The following is an 18807-nucleotide window of genomic DNA, read 5'->3' as shown; positions in this document are numbered from 1 at the left end:
CCGGGCCGGCCCCGGGCAGCGCGTTCGTGATGCTCGACGGTCCCATCCACACCGACGGAAGTCCGAACCGGTCCAACGCCGCGAAGAGGAAAGGGGCAAGAGGGAGATCCGAGCCGAAGGAGAAGCGGGCGCATGCTCGACCACGGGACAGCCCGGCTGGGCGGTTCGGACTTCCAATCGATCGCACAATGTCCGCGGATCGCAGGTCGCGCCGGGAACCGTCGCGTCGTAGCAGTACTGTCCCAGTGGCCTCCTGGGGAGCCCGACTCATGGCGGCGGGAGTTTCTGCCGCTGGGCGGTGGGCGTAGCGGATGCGATGTACTCGGTCGGCCCGAATCGGCCAGTGTGTCGGGTGTGGTCCGGAACGGCTGAGCGATCGTAGGCCATCCTGGTGAATTGCCCTCTCAACCAGCACATTTCTTCGATACTGTGCAGATGGAGCAGTCGAATGACTTTTCGTCGAGTAATGGCTCGGAGTCTGCCTTCGCGGGGCAGCCGACGATCGGCGACGCAGCGACCGAGACGAGGCCGCCGAGCGTACTCGTGGTGGGTGCTGGGATCGCGGGATTGACTGCCGCGCAGGCTCTTCGGAAGCAAGGCCATGCCGTGACCGTGCTGGAAGCGCGCAACAGGATCGGCGGCCGGATCTGGACCGACAGCGATGGCGTCGATCTGGGCGCGCACTGGATACACGGTACGGAGGGCAATCCGCTCACCGAATTGGTCGATCAACTCGAGATCCCGCACAGTTATGTCGGCGGCGACAGTTCCTATACCGGCGGATTCGACAGCCTGGCGCTGATCGGACCCGATCGGCAGGTCAGCCCCGCGACGGTCAAGAACCGGACCTTGGAACTCGCCGACAAAGTGCTCCACGAACTCGAGCAGCGCGCCGAAATCGCCCGCCGCCGCGGACATCCAGATGTTCCGCTGGCCGCGGTCGTGGACCAGATCCTCGCTGAAGCGGGCCACAGTCACGGCGATGAGCAGGCCATCCGATATCACCTCAACGTGATCCTGCGCGAAGACGTCGGTGAGGAACCCGGCGAACTATCGTTCAAGTTCTGGGAGGACGGCTACCGCGTCTACGGATATGGCGACAGCGTCCTGCACGGCGGATACCAGGCAGTGATCGATGCACTCGCCGAGGATCTGACCATCGAACTGGAGACCGTTGTGCGCCGGATCGATACCGGCGACGGCTCGGCGACGGTGCGGGTGACGACCGACCGCGGCGTCCACGAAGCCGACAAGGTGCTGATCACCGTGCCACTCGGCGTTCTCAAATCGAACGGGATCGTGTTCGTCCCGCCATTGCCGGACACCAAACGTCGAGCCATCGACCGCGTCGGGTTCGGCACGCTGAACAAGATCGCCCTGCATTACGACCGAATCTTCTGGCCCGCCGAGCAATACGTCTTCGGCTATCTGTGCCGGGAGACCGACAAGTACCCGACCGTGGTCATCAGCATGTGGAAGTCGCACGGCAAGCCGATTCTGGTCCTGCTACTCGGCGCATCGCTCGGACGCGCCATGGAAACCTGGGCCGATGTCGAGGTCCAGAACTACGCGACCGGCGTCGTGCGGGATATCTTCGGCACGAACGCTCCCGCGCCCAAGCATGTTTCCAGAACGGCGTGGTCGACCGACCCTTACGCGCTCGGTTCCTACGCCTGTATCGGCGTCGACGCTTCCCCGCGGGACCTCGACACACTCGCCGAGCCCGTCGGCGCGCGCCTGTTCTTCGCCGGCGAGGCGACCAACAGTTACCACTGGGGCTGCGTCCACAGTGCCTACGAATCGGGTCTGCGCGAGGCGGCGCGCATCGCCGACGACCCGTCGATCTACAGCCCGCCGAGCACCGAGACCTCGCGCCGACAGCGCCGCGATATCGACCGTATGAAGCGCTTCGCGCGAATGCGTATGAAGCACCTCAGTTTCGACTGTCTACGCACTCGCGTAGCGTGCCTCACCGAGGGTGTCGACCCCTTCGGCGTGCCGTTGTTCGCACCTCTCGTCGACACCGACCTGGAAACCCTCGCCTCCATGTTCGATGAACTCACCTACGCCCCCGGCGATCCCATCTGCCGCGAAGACGATACCGCGCACGGCGTCTACGTCGTGGCCGCGGGTGACGTGGAGGTCGATTTCGGCGGTGTCTACGACCGCGCCGTGCTGAGCAGAGGCAGTATCCTCGGCGGCCACGACCTGTTCTTCGACGCCAGAACCATGACCGTCACCGCCGTGACCGCGGTCCGCCTCTACTACCTCGACCACTACCGCTACAAGACGTTCCTCTACGCCTTCCCCGACGTCATGATGATGATGCTCACCGACCTGGTCACCCGCTGGGAGCAACTGGAAGAGGTCGTCGGTACCGCGGCACTGACGGGGGCACGCCGAATTTTGCAGGCCAGGCACGACGGCGACATCGCGTCCTGACGCCCGCGCCGTCCAGAGGATGCCCGCCTATTGTGCATATACGAGCGGGCATCCTTGACCAGCTCTCCTTCGGCAGAACAGTGCCCTTCAACGAGGACGCGATCAACTGCTGCCGAACACGCCACCCGGTATGAGATTGTGGAACAGACGCCACAATGGATCATTGCCGCGACCGCGGTCGTGATCCCCCCACCAATCTTTGCCGTAACCGTTGCCATGGAAACCAGGACGGTCGTCCCAACGGTCATGCCTGATTTCGGTGCCGACCGCGACGGACATCGCCGGATCGGCCGAAGCCGGAATCGTCGGTATTGTCAGGGACACAGCAGCAATTGCGCCGGCGACAGCTGCGCGGGCCAATATCCGGCGCGAAGTAGTGCATGTGGTTGCCATGAACACAACTCCTTTCTAGCGGCGGTGAACACTCTCACCGTTCCCAATCCATCATCGGCCGCAGGTCCCACACTAGTCCGACGACAACGCTGACGACAGTTGCCATCAGTACTGTGGCGACCGGCCGGAGATCGCGCATTTCCGACCGCTACCCACTCTGGATAGAGCTCAGACCAGAGCCTATGCAGGGGTCGCTCGATCCGGCGACAAGGCACGCATCGGGTAGTGCTCCAGCGCGCCGGTGTGCGCGGTCCTCCTGCTCAGCCAACCGAACAATCCGACCGCCACAGGAGAGGTCAGGACCCGAAAAGTGCGGTTGCGCCGACGGACCTTTCGCTCCGACGACGGGCGAGGAAGCGGCCAGCACCAGTGGCGACCTTCGCTGATGTCGGCATACCCACCAGAGACGGGTGAATCCTCGTTCGCACAACCCGTGCCGGGCAATGAGCGGTCCCGAGCCGCGGTCGCCCACAAGCTAGCCGCCATTAACAGAGATGATGGCGGGCTGCTGGAAACAGCGTCCGACATCACGATCGACCCGTGCGACCAGTGCCACAACCTACACGAGCGCGTCCCCGTCCCGGTCGCGCGCCTTCGCCGTCCAACGATCGTTGTGAGCGCTGACGGCTCGGCCGCATTCCACGACATGATCGAGGGTGTCGTCGACATGCCGGACGCTCGTCCGCGGGTTGATGGTGCACATGCGCAGAACGGTCTCGCCGCGCACCACGGTGGTGGTGATCATCGCGAACCCGGCATGCAACACCGTGCGAGCCAGCGCGGCCTGGACGGAGTCGAGATCCGTTCCCGGCGCCACGCCCACAGGACGATATCGGAAGGTCACGACCCCCAGCCCCGTCTCGCTGGCCGGCTCGAGTTCGGGATGGTCGGCGATGAATGCAGCCGCGTGCTCGGCCAATGTGATGCCTTGGTCGATCGCGTCTCGAAAGGCCTTCGCGCCAAATGTTTTCAGGGAAAGCCACAGTTTGAGCGCCCGCAGTCCGCGGGTCTGCTGCGGGCCGTAGTCGGAGAGATTCGGTTCTCGGCCATTGGATTCGGAGACCGCGAGGTAGCCGCTGTCGAGGAAATGCCGGGCCATCGCGAACGTGTCCTTCAACTGCTCGGGCCGGCGGAGTAGGACACAGCCGAGTTCGTAGGGCTGGAAAAGCCACTTGTGTGGGTCCAGGGTGAGCGAATCGACACGGTTGAGGCCCGCCATGGTGCGCCGGCCGCGGTCGGTGGCGGCGGCCGCGGCGCCCAACGCGCCGTCGGCATGAAGCCACAATCCTTCTCGTCCGCAGACATCGGCGAGTTCTTCGATCGGATCCACCGCGCCGGTGCCGGTGGTGCCGATCGTCGCGACGACCAGGAACGGACGCCCTCCGTCGTCGCTGTCCTGACGGATACGTTCGGCCAATCGCGCCGGGTCCAGTCGGAGCCGGTCATCGGGCGGCAGGACAACCAGTTGTTCACGTTTCAGGCCGGCGATGTGCAGGGCACGTGCGATCGAGGGATGGGCCTGGGTCGAACAGTAGGCGCGCGCAGCGGTGAGATCGCCGCCGAGCATGCTGTCACGTGCCGCCACCAATGCCGTGAGATTGGCCATCGAGCCACCGGAGACGAACAGTCCGCCGAAACACCCGTCGAGACCGAGGAGTTCACGCAGCCAACGCAGTGTGACCAACTCGAGTTGGGTGGGTCCGGACCCGACCAGCCACGCACCGGGAACCGACAGAAACGCTGCCGCCAACGCGTCCGCGAGCACCGCCGGATAGTTGCCAGAGGTCGGCACGAAGGCGAAGCACCGCGGATGGTCGGAGTGCATGCCGGACGGCAGCGCGTCCACGGCCAGCCGCTCCACCAGACCGACCAGGTCCTCGCCATGCTCGGGGATCGGCTCATCCCAATTCTGTTCGAGGTCATCGCGAGACCGGCGGACAAGCACCGGTCCGAGCGCGCCTTCGCTCATGCGCTCGACGATCAACTCGATCGCGCGCCCACCCGCCGCACGCATCTGGTCGGCTGGCAGCGTCAGCGGTGGCCGGGTCAGCATGATTTTCCCTCGAAGCAGGCGGACACTGCGCTCACCCAGTCGGTCGCGGTCGCGGTGAGTCGCGGATATGACTGCAGGGTAGCGACGGATTCGGCGAGTTGAATCAGGATGAGTTCGTCTCCTTCGTCCACCGTTGTTCCGGGTTGCGTTTGCGCCCACACCAGCGCGTGACCACTCGGAAGATCTGCCAGGCACCGACTCTCCCCTGGCACTGCGACATCGCCTTGCAGCGTGTACGTCCCGGATTCCGGCAGTACGCCCAACTGCGTTTTCCGGTCGGCATGCACAACCAGCTGGCCGAGGGCCGGCACCGGCGCGACAACGGTCTGGACCGGCAACTCCGGCAGCAGACAGGCGAGGACATGCAGGCCGAGGCTCGGCACCAGATCTGCGCTCTGCTCGGCCGCATGCACCAAGGACACGACTGTCTGGAACCGGGGATTGATCTCGATGGCCACTGGCCGATCACGTTCCAGCACCAGGTCCATGCCGAAGACCCCGCGGTATCCGCGCCGACCCAGCTGATCTCCCGCCCGAGCCGCAGCCGTGCGGATGGCGTTGTAGGCACCATCGGGTAGATCGGTGGGTGCGACGAGCTGATTGCCGCAGTGAGCGCCCCAGACGGTGGTCAAACCAGGAACACCCACCAGTTGGTGTGACACCGCCGATACGATCGTCGTGTTTCCGGCGACACATGCGGTGACGGTCACCGGGAGGCCGTCCACGTACCGACCTAACCTCAATTCCCGTCCAGCCCAGGCATCGAGACATTCCTGCAACTCAGTGTGATTGCGGGCGAGACGAGTACCCCTCCCGATCAGATTGTTCTCGCGGCGTTGGACCACCACCGCCGGCCAATCATCGCGCCAGTACTGGGTCGCGTCGGCACGGCCGGTCGGTGGCACCCGCACGAATTCCGGAGTCTCGATGCCTGCTTCGACGAACACTGCCAGCACGTCGAGTTTGTCCGCCGCGACCGCGGACGTCGCCGGGTCGGGCGCCAACAGCGGCAGAGCCCTGGCCGCAGCCCACTCGCGCGCCACCGGACCGTGCTCGGGGGCGAATGCCACGCACACCGCGTGCGCGGCCCTGATCCCGAGCCCATCCTCATCGGTATTCGACAATGGTGAAAACGCATGCAGTTGGGGACCACGTCCCGCACGGAGGGAGGGTCGAGCGGACGCGGCAAGGAAGGGCGAACGGTCCAAAAAACAAATCTCGTCGACCGCTGCTTCCAGCATGGCAATGCCCTGGTCGAGGCCTATTCCGTCGATCTTGGCGAGTCTTTGTGGTGGAAGGCCGGCTTCGGCCGCTGCGCCACCGGTAGCCTGGCTGATCCGCATGGCCGGTGACTCTATCCGGTCAAGTGACCATTCCGGCGACGAGACGTTGCTAATCTCACGGCCATGACCAAGACACGATGTGCTCTGGCCCTTGCCCTTTCGCTTCTCGCCACGCTCGCGGGGATACCGCTCGCGGGGAATGCTAGTGCCGCTGTCGTGCTCACCTGTGAAGAGAGCGGCACCGTCAGTTGGGCCGGACTGGGAATCGGCGCCTTTCCCTCGAAGGTCTATTGGACCGACACGATCACGTTCAGCAACTGCACCGGCACAGCTGTGGACCAAGGACTGCCCATCCCGGTCAGCGAGACGGACATCGGGACCGAGACCGCCAGTTGCGATCAGGAAACCACCGACAACACCAGCACAGGGACGATCATCTGGTCCGATGGCACCAGTACCGACGTCAGTAGCGGAGGAGGTTCCCAGATCGAAGGCAGCGGATCCCGCCGCGGCGACTTTCCCACGTTGCTCAGCACCGGACCCTACGCGGGCATGACCGCTATCGACTCCAATACGGTGACCCCCACCGACCGCCTGTGCCCCGGCCTGACCTTCGCGAAACTCGAGGGGAACTTTACGATCACCGACTGAAGCCTCTGTTCTTCGGATCTACACGGTCACCTCGATGAATATTCACCACTCGACCTGCGAGAGCACTGTGCCGCTGTCCGTTCTCCCCCTTCTGCCGCCTCGGAGAGTTCACGGCATGCGGGAGGGGTCGCTGGCGTTTTCGCCGATGCTCCTCGTGTCCGATATGGCGACGTGTCTTCGCCAGGCGCTGGTCGACGAGTACGCACCACTGCCCGACCTCGGGAATCTCCCGCCACTGCCGGTGGCGAACGACGAGGATCCCGCCGCGCGGCCAGAGACCACGCAGGATCGCTATGACGAATATTTTCGAGTCCGCAGAACCCAGCACCAGAACACCCTTGCCTATAGCATCCTCGTCGGCTTCCGCGATGTGCTCGACAATCTACGGTCTGCTCGATCGAGCCTCGCACCGACGCAATGGCATGCTCTGGCAGCTGGCATACATTGCACGCTCAACCTCCTACTTCCCGCTGAGAGGCGCTCCCATTACCACTACTCCCCGCTGGCGCACGCGGACTCCGCACCCGATCCCGACCTGCGCTGGATACTGGGGCACCGTGCGTTCTTCGTTCTCACCCAGTGCGTCATCATCGGATTACGAGGCTTTGTGGACGCTGCGAAACGTGCGGCGTGGCACGACGCGGTCACCGCACTGACCTATGGCACCACCATGTTGGCCACCTCAGAAGCGTGCCTGCGATTCACCGCGGACTTCCCTCCCGACGACTACCGCCGAACCGTGCGTCCCGCCATGCCGGCGGAATTCAGCGGCCTCGCGTCCGCGGACCACGCCTGCCTTGTCACACTGCTCCGGGCGGTAGGACCGTCGTTGCAGGCCATGCCACCGGAGTTTTCGGAGCACCGGGAGGCATTGCGCGCAGCACTGCACTCGGTGTACTCCGCCCACCAAGGCATCTGTGCTCGATTCGACGGCGACCGCGGCCCGAGCCTGCGGATGGCGCCAGGCAACGCCACACCCGCGACGACTGTTCTGACTCGCCTTGCTCGTTCGCGTAGTCGGCTTCTCGAATCGTAGGCAGGTTTCCGCCATCCCTTCTGGAAGACGGTCGGCTTCGCGGCAGAGCGGATCCCACGCGTCTGCCACCCGCTTGTCTCGAGTGGAGGTCGCGCCTATCGCCATTCGCAACCTGCAGATTCCCCGAATCTCGAGATGGGACAGATGGATCCGCACTCTCGCGTTGACAGCCCCGAGGAGTTGCCGGTTCACCTCGTCCGACCCGTGCACTCGGAAATAACCCAGCGTCAATGGATGTGGCGCCACAGCGGGCTTCCCGATGTGGTGCGACGGGGGCGTCGATGGGCAGGAATCAGGTCCGCTCCGGCGCGAGGACCAAGCCGAAATCGCATCGAGACCAGGACCGGTCGCCGATGTCCCTCCCATCAGGTGTAGGAGTTCCTGGACGGTGCTCGACGAACTCCTTGATCAAGGATTCCTTCACCCCGAACACGCTATCCCCGCGTTCGAGTTGTGGATCACCGGCGACGAAGATGTGCGTGACGAGGGTGCGCAGGCCTTCCGCAGTGACCATGAAGTGTAGGTGCGCGGCCCGCATCGGTGATCTATTGGTCGCCGCCAGCATCCTTCCCACCGGGCCATCGCTTTGGATGGGGTACGGCACCGGTGTCAATCCCCAGAACCGATAGCGCCCCTGTGCATCCGCGTACAGGTGCGCTCGTCCGGCGACTCGGCCGTCGGGGTATTGGACGTCGTAGAAGCCGTCTTCGTCGTTCTGCCACACTTCGATGCGAGCTCCGGGAACGGGATTGCCCGCGGTGTCGGTGACTGTTCCTTCGATCCAGCAGGGTTGTCCGGTCGCACTGCCGGCTATGTCGCCGCCGAGGGCGACTTCAGGTGCGTCCTCGACGAAGAACGGTCCGAAGACGGTGGCTTCGGTGGCATTCTTGTAGGCCGGGTTGCTGACGGCGATGGTCTGCATGGAGGCACCGAGGACGTCGGAAAGCAGGATGAATTCCTGGCGCCGCTCATCGGTGATGTGACCGACGGCGGTGAGAAACCCGATGGCTTTGCTCCACTCCTCCTCGCTGAGGCGGACTTCCCGGATGAACCCATGCAGATGGCGCGTCAAGGACTGCATCAGCTCCCTCAGTCGCGGGTCGGCGGTGGAGCCGAAGGACGCAACAACACTGTCGACGAGCCGCCGCTCGATCGCAGTCTGCTCGTCGAGGTTTTCGGTACTGGTGTTCTGCATCGGTAGTCCTCTCACAAGTCGGGCCCGGAACTGGATCTGTCGGGCCGGGTATGTTCCCGGCCCGACAGGGTGGCTCAGACCTTCTGGGTCTCCTTGTAGTAGCCGTCTCGGACGTCCTGTTCCCGTGCGTACTCGGGCTGGTACGCGACGGATGCCCAGTTGGATTTCTTCTCCACTTCCGCGGCGCGCGCGGCGAGGGCTGCGGTGTCGCCGAAGCCGAGAACCTGCCGCGCCAGGTCGGTCAAGGGTCCGTCGACCTGGTATTCGGTCCGCTGCATCGTCAACAGTCGCACCAGGTAGAGCGGCGTGCCGTTGAACTTCTCGAACATCTCATGTCGCGCACCCCACTGGGTGAGATACCGCTCGCTGATCTGACGGAAGATGGCCGCGCGGTCGCGGGCACTGATCGACGTGCCGCGCAAGGCCTCTTCGAGCCGAGGACCGATGTATGGGTGGTCGAAGTCGGCCTTGGTCGGTGACATCACGACGCCGCGACCACAGAATTCGATCAGCTGGTTGACGGCATTGTGAATGTTCTCGAGGTAGTGGGCGCGCCCGAGGTCGACGTAGATGTTGTTGGGCTTGAACAACCCACCGGGCGTGGTGAAGCCGGTCTCCTCGGCGGCGATGGTGAACGCCTTGCAGGTCTCGCGGAAGCGCACGAGATCGGCGAGCTGAGATTGCACGATCGGATTGTTGTTCGTCCCGAGCGCATTGGTCAGCAGCAGAGCGAGACCGACGATCAGTTCGGCGTGAACGGCATGTCGGATCTGAGTCTCGATATGGACCCAGTCGAACTGGCGCTGTGGATACCACTTCGAGTGATCGGGGTTGCCGATGTGCTGGACCCGATCCCAGGGGATGAGGACGTTGTCGAAATACGCCATGCCGTCGAGTTCGTCGCCGATCGTCGACAGTGGATGGTCGTAGGGGTCGGCATCCGGCGTGGCGTTCGATTGGCGACACACCAGCGACAATCCCGGGGTGTCCACCGGGACGATCGCGTACACAGTTTGGTCCGAGGTCTGCCCCGGCCGCCACAGGTTGCCGATGAGCAATTCGTTGACGAAGGGAAGCGATGTTCCCATCGCTTTCCAGCCGCGGACGACGATTCCTTGATCGTTCTGTTCGACGATGCTGAGCATCGGGGTCTCGACCAGCGCGTCGTCGCGGCCACGGTCGTATTGCACGTCGACGAACATCGGGGACAGCGCGATGTCATCAGTCGTCACGCGTTGCCATTGCGCCCGGATATTGTTCGCGAAAGGGATCTTGCGCCCGTCGGCGACGATGGCGTTCTCCTCCCATGGCTCCGGATCGTCGACCTGGGCGTACATGACGACATGCATACCGGCCGGTGGCCGCGTGAAGATGCCGCCCTGGAAGTGCCGGAACCAGAATTCGTGGTAGGCACGGCGCCGCGCCGCATCGGCCTTCGTCTTCGGGAGGAACCAGTGCATCGACTTCCGGACACCGTCGTCGTCGACGAAGGTCAGAACGTCCTGATGCTTCGGGTCGAGGTGCAAGTCGTAGTACTCCGCGATGGCTTTCGCGTACCCACTGGTTTTGGGGTGGGTGGTGACGTCGTCGATGAGTTCGCCGCCGACGTACACCTGGCGTCCGTCTCGAAGCGACTCGAGATATTGCTGTCCTGTCCGCATTGCGGGACCTTTCTCCTATTTGTAAGAAATTGCGTTGTCGGTCTGAGTGGTTCGCCACGTCGCATTCCGGTGGGGAACGAAGTGGCCGAAGCTGCCGCGGTAGTACGAGAGCGGATTACCGGTTCCCGCGCGTGCGTCCAGTACCTGGGCGACGAAAATTCGGTGCGTGCCGCCTTCGAAGTCGTCGACGACGCGGCAGGTGAGATACGCCAACGCCTCCGCGAGACGGGGCCCATGTTCGCCGTGGTGCACGGCCACGTCGGCGAACTTGTCCGCGCCAGGGGTGGCGAATGTATGGGCCACAGCGGTTTGATCCTCACCGAGGATATTGATCGTGAAATGGCGGGTATTGCGGACCGCGGCGTGCGTTCCGAGGTTCTGATTCAGGCAGACCAGGACCATGGGGGGCGTGTCGCACAGCGAGGTCACCGCGCTGATCGTCGCGCCGTAGTGAACACCGCCGTATTCGGCCGTAACAATCGTGACGCCACTGGCGAAGTGTCCGACGACGTTACGGAATTCGGATTTATTCAAGGGTCGCAAGACATTCTGCTCCATCTGGTCCTCCAACATTCGGCGTCCGGCCGGCCTGTCTGGAATGCGCTGTTCGACTGGCTGGACCCGTCATTAATTCGCCATGACCGGATCAGCGCAGTGCAGTGGTCTACGCCGTACAAGCCGCAGGCTGTGATCTGCCCGACAAGAGAACGCTAGAAGCCCGAATAGATTCAGTCCAACAGATGTGGCCGATGCGAAACATCGGCCGCGCCGATATGTGACGGGTATCCGCGAGATCCGCCCTCCGACGGCGCACACCATGCGTTCATGACTGTGCCGTGGCTGTCGAGCCGGGCCCGTTCGCGGCCTTTACGACGCGCCTCCCATAGGAGTCAGACGCGTTGCGGTAGCGGCCAGGCGGTGTCGAAGCCAACGGTGACCAGAATCTTCGGTATGGCGCGGATTCCAGTACATCGCATCTGTAATGTTCGGCACGGGAATCGGCGGCTCGACGAGGCGCAGATCTTCGAGAGGCAGCATGAAAGCCGCACGCTCGAGAACCAAGCTGACGAGGGACGTGCCCCGAATCAGCAGCGGCGCCATGAGGAAACTTTCGACCGTGAGCTCGATCCGCCGATGTACCCCGAGTGAGGCCAAATGGCGATCGGCGAAGTTCAACTGCCGCTCCGGGCCGATGGAATAGACAAGATGGGGCAACTGTAGATACCGGTCGCGGTCGAACGGATCCAGCACCGCCGGCTCGTGCATACCGGCATCGAGCATGCATAGCCAGCGGTCGGAAAACAGCGAATACCCGGGCAGCGGGGTATCGCCCATCATCTCCCGCGGCTCGATCACCAGATCGGCGGAGTCGAGGCGAAGAACAGCGGGAACGTCGGGCGAGCGGGGCAACACGTTCACCGTCACGTTCGGGGCCTCCTCCGCGAGTCCGCGCAGCAGCGGCGCCAAGACAACCGCCGTCGCGTAGTCCGACGCGCTGATGGAGAACGACCTGGTCGTTGTGCGTGGATCGAAGTCGGCGCGCGCTGCGAACACTCCATCGATCTGATGCAGGATCTCCCGCACCTGCGGAATCAGAGCCTCCGCGCGAGGCGTGAGGGTCAGCACGCGACCGTTACGGACCATGAGCGGATCGGCGAATACTCGCCGAAGGCGCGACAACGAGCCGCTCATCGCCGACTGGCTCAGGTTCAACCGTCGGGCAGCCTCGGTGACGCTTCGCGTGCTCAGCAGGGCGTCGAGGTCAACCAACAGGTTGAGGTCGATACTGCGGAGATCCTTCATCTTCTCCACACTATCGACGCGACCGATGTATTGCATCCGTGACATCCGTTGGACCGGATGGTTAAGACTGAGGGAGGATTTTCGAACCAGGAAGCGGACCCGCGTAGAAGTCCATCGAACGACAATGTGCCAGCTCCGTCGCCTCGACGGGCGACCCGGCGAGTACACGAGAAAGGTCGAGGACGCCGATGACGCAACCAGCACGCCCCAGCAGCGATCGTCGTCCGTCGCGACAGACCCTCTGGCGGCGCGCCGAAGACGTCCCGGCCGATCTGGGCCCCACCGTGGTCGCGATCGGACATTTCGACGGCGTGCACCGCGGGCATCAGCGACTTCTCGCCGACGCCGAGCATCGAGCACGAGCGCTCGGACTACCGGTCGGCGCAGTGACCTTCGATCGGCATCCGGCCACCATCCTCACCCCGGGACGCCAACCCGCCGTGCTGACCGGTCCCGACCGCAAGTTCGAACTGCTTGCGCACTGCGGCCTCGACTTCGTTCTGGCGCTCCCGATGAACCTGCCTCTGCTGACGACCTCCGCCGAAGACTTTGCGACGGATCTGCTCGCGACTCGACTGCGGGTGCGGTCGGTGTCCGTCGGCGAAAACTTCCGCTACGGGTATCGCGCAGCGGGCGACATCTCGACTCTCCACGCAACCGGCCGCCGGCTCGGCTTCGAGGCCCACAAAGTCGACCTCCTGACCATCGACGGAAGCCCGGTCTCCTCGACACGTATCCGTGCAGCGGTTGCGGAGGGCCGAGTGCGGTCCGCGATCACACTGCTCGGCCGCTCGCACAGTGTCGAGGCCATTGTCGCGACGAGTTCCGGCCGGCAGGCGACCGCTCGCACAGATCCTGAGATCGCCGAACCGGCGCTCGGCAGTTACCGCGCCGCGGTCTATGGCCTTGCTGATCCGACGCAACGGACCGAGCAACGCGCACAGGTGACAGTTCACCACGGTGCACTGTCGATCGAATTCGATCACGAAGCCGACGCCGGCTGGACACCGGTGGTGGGTACCAAGCTACGAGTGGAGTTCGTCGATGAAATCAGCTGAAACTCCCGAACCCCGGGACCGATCGGGGTTCGACGTGCCGAGCCCCGCGTCTTTCGCTCGAACAACCCTGCCCGGCCGCGTCGTCTTCGGCAATGGGACGCTGAACCAGCTCGCGCCGGAACTCGACGGCGAACGCCGCCACAGAGCCATGCTCATCGTCTCGGCCCGCCAGCGGGAACTCGCGGACCGCGGACGATCCGCACTCGGCCACGTGATGGCGCTGGAGTGGAACGAAGTGCGACAGCACGTTCCCCGCGACCTGGCCGAACGCGCCACCGCCGCCGCGACCACCGCCGACATAGACGCGATCGTCGCCCTCGGTGGCGGCAGCACCGTCGGACTCGGCAAAGCGGTTGCGGTGCACACCGGTCTCCCCCTGGTCGCAGTGCCCACCACATACTCCGGTAGTGAGATGACGCCCATCTACGGGCTCACCAGTGGTAACCACAAGAAAACCGCCCGCGATCCTGCGGCCCTGCCGAAGATCGTCGTGTACGACCCGCAGCTGATGACCGCATTGCCCCCGTCGATCGTGGGTCCCAGCGGCATGAACGCCCTTGCCCACTGCGTTGAAGCCTTGTGGGCAACAAACCATGACCCGATCACCGACGCACTGGCTCTCGATGGCGCCGCCCGGCTACAACGCTTTCTGCCGAAGGCGTACACCACGACCGACCTCGCACCCCGTGGCGAGGTTCTCATCGCTGCCTGCCTCGCCGGCACCGCATTGGGCACAGTAGGCAGCAGCGTGCACCACGCACTCTGTCATCTTTTCGGCGGAATGTACGACACCCCCCACGCCGAAACCCACGCGATCGTCCTGCCCTACGTCATTCGGTACCTAGAGCCCGCAATCCCGGACACCGTGGCACGTTTGGCCGAGGCAATGAAATGTGACCCGGCAGAACTCGCGGAAAACATATGGGCACTGGCCCGGTCGGTCGGGACACCGCCAGGACTCCGGGCTATCGGCCTCACCAAGAACCAGACCGACGCGGTCGCGGAAGAAGCTGTGGCCAAGCACCTCGTCAGTCCTCGGCCGCTGGAACTGCGCTCGCTGCGCGCCATGCTCCGCGAGGCGTGGAGCGGAGAGCCTCCTCGGACGACTCGAGAGTAACGATCCCGCCCAGGTTCGTGGGCAGCATGATGCCCGAGATCCGAAGTCCGCCAAGGAAAGGAAACATCTCACATGGCCTCGATCACCCAGATCGTCACCGATCTGTACACGGCATACAACAATCATCGCCCCGCGGACGTCGCACAGCTCTACGCTGCGCAATGCCGGCACCGCGATATCGCGGTCGGCGCAGACCACAGTGAGCCGGAGCAGATAGCCGCCGGCCTCGCACAGCTCTTCGAAGCACTCCCCGACGTGCAATGGAACCTCGAGGAGATCCTCATCGACAGCAACCGCGCGGCGGTGTCCTACGAACTGTCCGGTCACCTGCGCGGCCGCCTGGGCTCATACGAGCCGAAAGGGCAAAGTCTCCACTTAGCGGGGGTGCAGATGCTGGAAGTGCGAGACAACCAGATCACTACGAGCACCGACTATTGGGACGGTGGCGCACTTCATCGCCAGCTGAGCAAGATTTAGACCCGGCACGCTTGCAGTCTCGCCCCCCGGAAAACCGGCTGCGTGCCGGGTGCGCCGATCAGTAGCATCGCCGCATGGACCTGCGCGCTATCCCGGATTCGATGGCCCCCGCAGAGGTGCGGAAGATCGATGCCGAGCTGGGCCGGATCGAGCATGGACACGGCGTGTCCATTGGGCTGGCCATCGAAAGTGGCAGCCGCGCTTGGGGTTTCCCTTCCCCAGACTCGGACTATGATTGCCGGTTCATCTATATCGCAGGCCTGCACACCTATCTGTCGCCGTGGCGTACCCGCGATGTGATCGAGACGCCGCTGGTCGGATTGCTCGACGTCAACGGCTGGGATCTGGCGAAGACGATGCGCCTGCTGGTCAAGGGCAACGCCGTACTGATCGAGTGGCTGATGTCACCGATCGTGTACCGGGGCGACGCCCGGTTCCGCGACGAACTGCGCACGCTGGCCGACGAGGTCGCCGACCGTCACCGGGTGGCCCGGCACTATCTACATCTGGGCGCCCGCCAATGGACGCTGTTCGGTAGCGGCGGTTCACTGAAGAAGGTGTTCTACTCCCTACGTCCGGCTATGGCCCTGCGCTGGCTACACGAACATCCGGGTGCGGCGATAGCGCCCATGCATCTGCCGACACTGCTCGAGCAATGCGAGCTGCCGGCAGATCTGGTCGCGGCCGTGCGTGAGCTCACCGAGCTGAATTCGCGTACCCGCGAAATGGGTCGCGGCACCGCACCGGCACCGATCGCCGAGTTCATCATGGCCGAATTCGACCGAGCGACAGACGCTTTCCCGAAAATGCCCGACCGCGACCTGGTGCGCGCAAAGGCGCTGACCGCAGACTTCTTCCGCAAGCAGGTCACCAGAAACTGACAGCGGTCGACATCGGATGGGCACGCACCGTCGGTAGCCGGTGGGCCGGGGCGATTGCGGTCAATGGTGGACGACCCGGTAGCCGGTCGAGATCTCGGCGGCCGCCAGGTCACCGTCGTCAGTGGTTGCTGCCGAGTGCTTCGGCGATGATCGGCCAGGACCTGGACAGTTCGTCCGCCCAGTACGGCCAAGAATGTGTGCCGGTGGGCCGCAGATTCACCGTCGCCGGAATCTGTAGCTGTGCCAGCCGCTTCCCCAACGCGTCCGCGCATTCGTAGGCCCCGGTCTCGAGCGGACCTCCGACTGTGATGGCGTCGGGGAGCTCGACTTGGCCGGGTACGTCGTGTTCTCCAGGGATTCCACTACCGCTGGACAGGTAGATCCTGGTGCCGCGCAGAGCTTCCGCGTGTGTCATGACGTCGTGGGCGCCCCAGTCCGGGTCGGTGAGTGTGCCGAACATGTTGTCCGGGTTGCCACCATATGTCTTGACGATCGCGCGGGCTTGGGCTTGACCGGTGCCGGAGGCGACGGTGTAACAACCGCTGTGGGCAGCGACGACGGAGTACATGCCTGGCTTGCGGAAGGTGAGCATCATCGCTGCTTCAGCACCCATCGAGACCCCCTGGATCCCGTTGCGTCCGTTGCCCTCGAACTGTGCGTCGATCAGCGGCGGCAATTCCCGGGTGAGGAACGTCTCCCATTTGTTGGTTCCCAGCACCGGATCGCGACGTTGCCAGTCGGTGTAGAGATTGGCCGGACCACCGGTGGTGAGCACGACATTGACATTCTTGTCGGCGAAGAACTCCACGGCATGACCGTGCTCTGTCCAGCTACTTTCTTTCTCGGGAGCACCCCGGCCGTCGAGCATGTACAGGGTGGGTCGCGGCTGGCCGCGGTCTGCCGGGAGCAGCACCTGCACCTGCACGACACGGTTCATCGCCGGCGATTTCACGAATACCCGCAGCCATCGGTCGGTAATCGGCTCGATACGCTCGATGACCGGGCGGGCCGGAAGGTCGGAGCTCTCCGACGGGGCTTGGTAGCCATCAGGCGACCCGACATTCGAGCCAGAGGTCTCCGGCGCGGCGACGGCCACCCCGGGCGCCATCGCCAGCGCCCCCAGCATCACCACGGCGGGCGCAACCACCTCGGCGACCCATCGCCTCGTCGGGCGTGGGCCATCGAGGTGCAGCACCGAAGACGAGCCCGTACGGCGTCGCCGCGTCGGCCACCCTCGTGCACTGAGTCGGTTTCGGTCGACAGTTTCTTGCCGACTGGCACTCTTGGTCCGGGCAGCGGGCCCCCCGCAGACATCACACACTCGCCTAGTAAACCGCAGGGCAAGTTCGGCGGTCTACGCGCGGGGTAGATATGACGCCACACACCCCGACGAGCTGGGCGCCCCCTTGGGGCACGCAAACATCCTGCGCACCACCATATTTCAGGGCTGGTGCCGCAAGCAGGTCGGCGAGACGGAGAGCGGTTACCCGGCCCGCTCACTTCCCGGCCCGGTAACCGCACTGCCGAATCCTGCCGCGGATCACAACTCCCGCATACTGATCCTGGTAATCCCCGTCAATCTGTTTTCTCGTCGGCGGGTCACCTCGAATCGGGTACCATCCATGAACAGCACCTCCTTCTCATGAGGTTTATTGGAATACGCGGAAATGCTTTTAGCATGCTTCGATTTTATTTTGAACTTGACTCTACCTTCAATAAAATACCCACCCCTACGACGGGCGCTGGTGAACGCCTTCTCGGTAACGATATTTCCGCGCCGATATTCCGACAGTATCTCCCGCGGAATATCGGCTTCACGAAATACCGTTCCCCTATAATCGGGGATTTTGACCAGGGCGGTCCGCAGAGCTTCGATTCGTGCGCCGACAGCAGCACTGAACTGTCCGGACCTCAATCCATGGTTGATACTTCCATACCCTTCCTTGATGTAATACACAAGCGCGTCCACGTCCCTCTGAGTCAATTCAGCAGATGCGACCGGACCTATCGACCGCCTGTGCGGAGTATCAGCGCCGGCGACTCCTGACCCACCAACCGCATCCATCGTGGAATATCTCTGCATTCCATCGGAAATCTCACGAGTAAACGTCCCGGAAAACCTGCGGTACGCCGACGCCACCGCCTTGCCATCCTCCCCGAGGCGCTGGGCGAGCCGCCGCGCCACCACGAGAATTCCGCTTTCCACCGGTTCCTCCCGTCGGCCGCCAGGCCACGGTCGATCCGACGGGCGCCCAGGCCTCGGGAAGTCGAGGCAGCACACTCGGGTAAATCGTCACCTCTTCCCCACTATGGGAAGTTTGCACGCTCTCGCCGCAGCATGTATCCACGCACCGCTCAACATTCCGGCCCATGGCGCGCAATTGCGGTTACCTCGCGTCCGGACAACCTGCACCGGCACCTTCGGCCAGCGTGCACGCGGCGATCCGATCTACCGTGCAGTGTGGATCTGTGCCTACGGGACTGTAGCGGGCAGCGCGGGCGTAGTCGTCACGGCGCCGCGGTCAGAGATCACGAGGAGAAACGACAACACCGTCCCGACCGCCGCCGACAGCCAGCCCATTCCGAGCGCCACTACGTACACGCCGAACGTCACGATGACCACATTGATATTCGGAGCGACTCACGGCCAGAACAACACTCGCGGGCTGCCGCGATGCTCATGCTCGGCGATCCAGTCGCGCCACTTGCGCTCCATGGCCCACGCCGTCCGCGCGGTCCGACCGGGCGCGGACTGGA

18 protein-coding genes are annotated in these 18807 nt (G+C 64.0%); 8 read left to right on the top strand and 10 right to left on the bottom strand.

Annotated elements, in window-relative coordinates:
* Nucleotides 1-435: 435 nt before the first annotated feature.
* Nucleotides 436-2442 (top strand): FAD-dependent oxidoreductase, encoded by a 2007-nt coding sequence (locus AB0C34_RS23115; protein ID WP_357076557.1) that lies wholly within the window; start codon nt 436-438, stop codon nt 2440-2442.
* 102 nt (nt 2443-2544) lie between these two features.
* Here the strand turns inward: AB0C34_RS23115 and AB0C34_RS23110 are convergent, their stop codons facing one another.
* From AB0C34_RS23110 to AB0C34_RS23100, 3 genes are all read right to left on the bottom strand, one after another.
* Nucleotides 2545-2766 (bottom strand): hypothetical protein, encoded by a 222-nt coding sequence (locus AB0C34_RS23110; RefSeq protein ID WP_357076554.1) that lies wholly within the window; start codon nt 2764-2766, stop codon nt 2545-2547.
* 628 nt (nt 2767-3394) lie between these two features.
* A complete protein-coding gene (locus AB0C34_RS23105) occupies nt 3395-4888 on the bottom strand; it encodes a pyridoxal-dependent decarboxylase (protein ID WP_357076551.1) in 1494 nt (497 codons plus the stop codon).
* The gene (locus AB0C34_RS23100) at nt 4882-6012 is read right to left on the bottom strand and encodes an ATP-grasp domain-containing protein (protein ID WP_357076548.1); all 1131 of its coding nucleotides are present in this window, start codon (nt 6010-6012) and stop codon (nt 4882-4884) included. The genes AB0C34_RS23105 and AB0C34_RS23100 overlap by 7 nt, the downstream gene beginning before the upstream one ends.
* A gap of 12 nt (nt 6013-6024) precedes the next feature.
* Here AB0C34_RS23100 and AB0C34_RS23095 point away from each other — a divergent pair, with 12 nt between their 5' ends.
* The 3 genes from AB0C34_RS23095 to AB0C34_RS23085 all read left to right on the top strand — a co-directional run bounded on the left by AB0C34_RS23095 (nt 6025) and on the right by AB0C34_RS23085 (nt 7858).
* Nucleotides 6025-6240, top strand: a complete 216-nt coding sequence (locus AB0C34_RS23095) for a hypothetical protein (protein ID WP_357076545.1) — start codon at nt 6025-6027, stop codon at nt 6238-6240.
* A 54-nt stretch (nt 6241-6294) separates the two neighbouring features.
* Complete coding sequence (locus AB0C34_RS23090) at nt 6295-6822, top strand: hypothetical protein (RefSeq protein ID WP_357076542.1); 528 nt, start codon at nt 6295-6297, stop codon at nt 6820-6822.
* Nucleotides 6823-6937: 115 nt separating this feature from the next.
* On the top strand, nt 6938-7858 hold the full coding sequence (locus AB0C34_RS23085; RefSeq protein WP_357076539.1) for a hypothetical protein: 921 nt from the start codon (nt 6938-6940) through the stop codon (nt 7856-7858).
* Nucleotides 7859-8150: 292 nt separating this feature from the next.
* On the opposite strand, the gene AB0C34_RS23080 is transcribed toward AB0C34_RS23085, so the two are convergent.
* The 4 genes from AB0C34_RS23080 to AB0C34_RS23065 form a co-directional block, all read right to left on the bottom strand.
* Nucleotides 8151-9053, bottom strand: a complete 903-nt coding sequence (locus AB0C34_RS23080) for a dioxygenase (protein ID WP_357076536.1) — start codon at nt 9051-9053, stop codon at nt 8151-8153.
* A 74-nt stretch (nt 9054-9127) separates the two neighbouring features.
* Nucleotides 9128-10714, bottom strand: a complete 1587-nt coding sequence (gene npcA / locus AB0C34_RS23075) for a 4-nitrophenol 4-monooxygenase/4-nitrocatechol 2-monooxygenase oxygenase component (RefSeq protein WP_357076533.1) — start codon at nt 10712-10714, stop codon at nt 9128-9130.
* A 15-nt stretch (nt 10715-10729) separates the two neighbouring features.
* Nucleotides 10730-11287, bottom strand: a complete 558-nt coding sequence (locus tag AB0C34_RS23070) for a flavin reductase family protein (RefSeq protein WP_357076529.1) — start codon at nt 11285-11287, stop codon at nt 10730-10732.
* A 294-nt stretch (nt 11288-11581) separates the two neighbouring features.
* A complete protein-coding gene (locus AB0C34_RS23065) occupies nt 11582-12517 on the bottom strand; it encodes a LysR family transcriptional regulator (RefSeq protein WP_357076526.1) in 936 nt (311 codons plus the stop codon).
* Nucleotides 12518-12705: 188 nt separating this feature from the next.
* Between AB0C34_RS23065 and AB0C34_RS23060 the strand changes: the two genes are divergently transcribed.
* The 4 genes from AB0C34_RS23060 to AB0C34_RS23045 all read left to right on the top strand — a co-directional run bounded on the left by AB0C34_RS23060 (nt 12706) and on the right by AB0C34_RS23045 (nt 16050).
* Nucleotides 12706-13575, top strand: a complete 870-nt coding sequence (locus AB0C34_RS23060; protein WP_357076523.1) for a bifunctional riboflavin kinase/FAD synthetase — start codon at nt 12706-12708, stop codon at nt 13573-13575.
* Nucleotides 13562-14692 (top strand): maleylacetate reductase, encoded by a 1131-nt coding sequence (locus AB0C34_RS23055; protein WP_357076520.1) that lies wholly within the window; start codon nt 13562-13564, stop codon nt 14690-14692. The genes AB0C34_RS23060 and AB0C34_RS23055 overlap by 14 nt, the downstream gene beginning before the upstream one ends.
* 72 nt (nt 14693-14764) lie before the next feature.
* Nucleotides 14765-15169 (top strand): nuclear transport factor 2 family protein, encoded by a 405-nt coding sequence (locus AB0C34_RS23050; protein ID WP_357076517.1) that lies wholly within the window; start codon nt 14765-14767, stop codon nt 15167-15169.
* 74 nt (nt 15170-15243) lie between these two features.
* Nucleotides 15244-16050, top strand: coding sequence for a nucleotidyltransferase domain-containing protein (locus AB0C34_RS23045; protein WP_357076514.1), 807 nt, complete (start codon nt 15244-15246; stop codon nt 16048-16050).
* Nucleotides 16051-16168: 118 nt separating this feature from the next.
* Here the strand turns inward: AB0C34_RS23045 and AB0C34_RS23040 are convergent, their stop codons facing one another.
* The 3 genes from AB0C34_RS23040 to AB0C34_RS23030 form a co-directional block, all read right to left on the bottom strand.
* A complete protein-coding gene (locus AB0C34_RS23040) occupies nt 16169-17197 on the bottom strand; it encodes an alpha/beta hydrolase family protein (protein ID WP_357076511.1) in 1029 nt (342 codons plus the stop codon).
* A 393-nt stretch (nt 17198-17590) separates the two neighbouring features.
* Nucleotides 17591-18256: an ADP-ribosyltransferase gene (locus tag AB0C34_RS23035; protein WP_357076508.1), complete on the bottom strand. Its 666-nt coding sequence runs from the start codon at nt 18254-18256 to the stop codon at nt 17591-17593.
* A gap of 267 nt (nt 18257-18523) precedes the next feature.
* The gene (locus AB0C34_RS23030; protein WP_357076505.1) at nt 18524-18664 is read right to left on the bottom strand and encodes a hypothetical protein; all 141 of its coding nucleotides are present in this window, start codon (nt 18662-18664) and stop codon (nt 18524-18526) included.
* Between the last annotated feature and the right edge of the window lie 143 nt (nt 18665-18807).

It is taken from the genome of Nocardia sp. NPDC049220 (assembly GCF_040647855.1).
Taxonomy (GTDB): Bacteria; Actinomycetota; Actinomycetes; order Mycobacteriales; family Mycobacteriaceae; genus Nocardia.
This window is presented reverse-complemented; position numbering and strand designations above follow the sequence as displayed.

What these genes read in the sequence shown, in the direction of transcription:
- AB0C34_RS23115 (WP_357076557.1), top strand. Translation starts at nt 436, where the DNA reads ATGGAGCAGTCGAATGACTTTTCGTCGAGTAATGGCTCGGAGTCTGCC.
- AB0C34_RS23105 (WP_357076551.1), bottom strand. Translation starts at nt 4,888, where the DNA reads ATGCTGACCCGGCCACCGCTGACGCTGCCAGCCGACCAGATGCGTGCG.
- AB0C34_RS23095 (WP_357076545.1), top strand. Translation starts at nt 6,025, where the DNA reads ATGCAGTTGGGGACCACGTCCCGCACGGAGGGAGGGTCGAGCGGACGC.
- AB0C34_RS23090 (WP_357076542.1), top strand. Translation starts at nt 6,295, where the DNA reads ATGACCAAGACACGATGTGCTCTGGCCCTTGCCCTTTCGCTTCTCGCC.
- AB0C34_RS23085 (WP_357076539.1), top strand. Translation starts at nt 6,938, where the DNA reads ATGCGGGAGGGGTCGCTGGCGTTTTCGCCGATGCTCCTCGTGTCCGAT.
- AB0C34_RS23080 (WP_357076536.1), bottom strand. Translation starts at nt 9,053, where the DNA reads ATGCAGAACACCAGTACCGAAAACCTCGACGAGCAGACTGCGATCGAG.
- npcA (WP_357076533.1), bottom strand. Translation starts at nt 10,714, where the DNA reads ATGCGGACAGGACAGCAATATCTCGAGTCGCTTCGAGACGGACGCCAG.
- AB0C34_RS23070 (WP_357076529.1), bottom strand. Translation starts at nt 11,287, where the DNA reads ATGTTGGAGGACCAGATGGAGCAGAATGTCTTGCGACCCTTGAATAAA.
- AB0C34_RS23065 (WP_357076526.1), bottom strand. Translation starts at nt 12,517, where the DNA reads ATGAAGGATCTCCGCAGTATCGACCTCAACCTGTTGGTTGACCTCGAC.
- AB0C34_RS23060 (WP_357076523.1), top strand. Translation starts at nt 12,706, where the DNA reads ATGACGCAACCAGCACGCCCCAGCAGCGATCGTCGTCCGTCGCGACAG.
- AB0C34_RS23055 (WP_357076520.1), top strand. Translation starts at nt 13,562, where the DNA reads ATGAAATCAGCTGAAACTCCCGAACCCCGGGACCGATCGGGGTTCGAC.
- AB0C34_RS23050 (WP_357076517.1), top strand. Translation starts at nt 14,765, where the DNA reads ATGGCCTCGATCACCCAGATCGTCACCGATCTGTACACGGCATACAAC.
- AB0C34_RS23045 (WP_357076514.1), top strand. Translation starts at nt 15,244, where the DNA reads ATGGACCTGCGCGCTATCCCGGATTCGATGGCCCCCGCAGAGGTGCGG.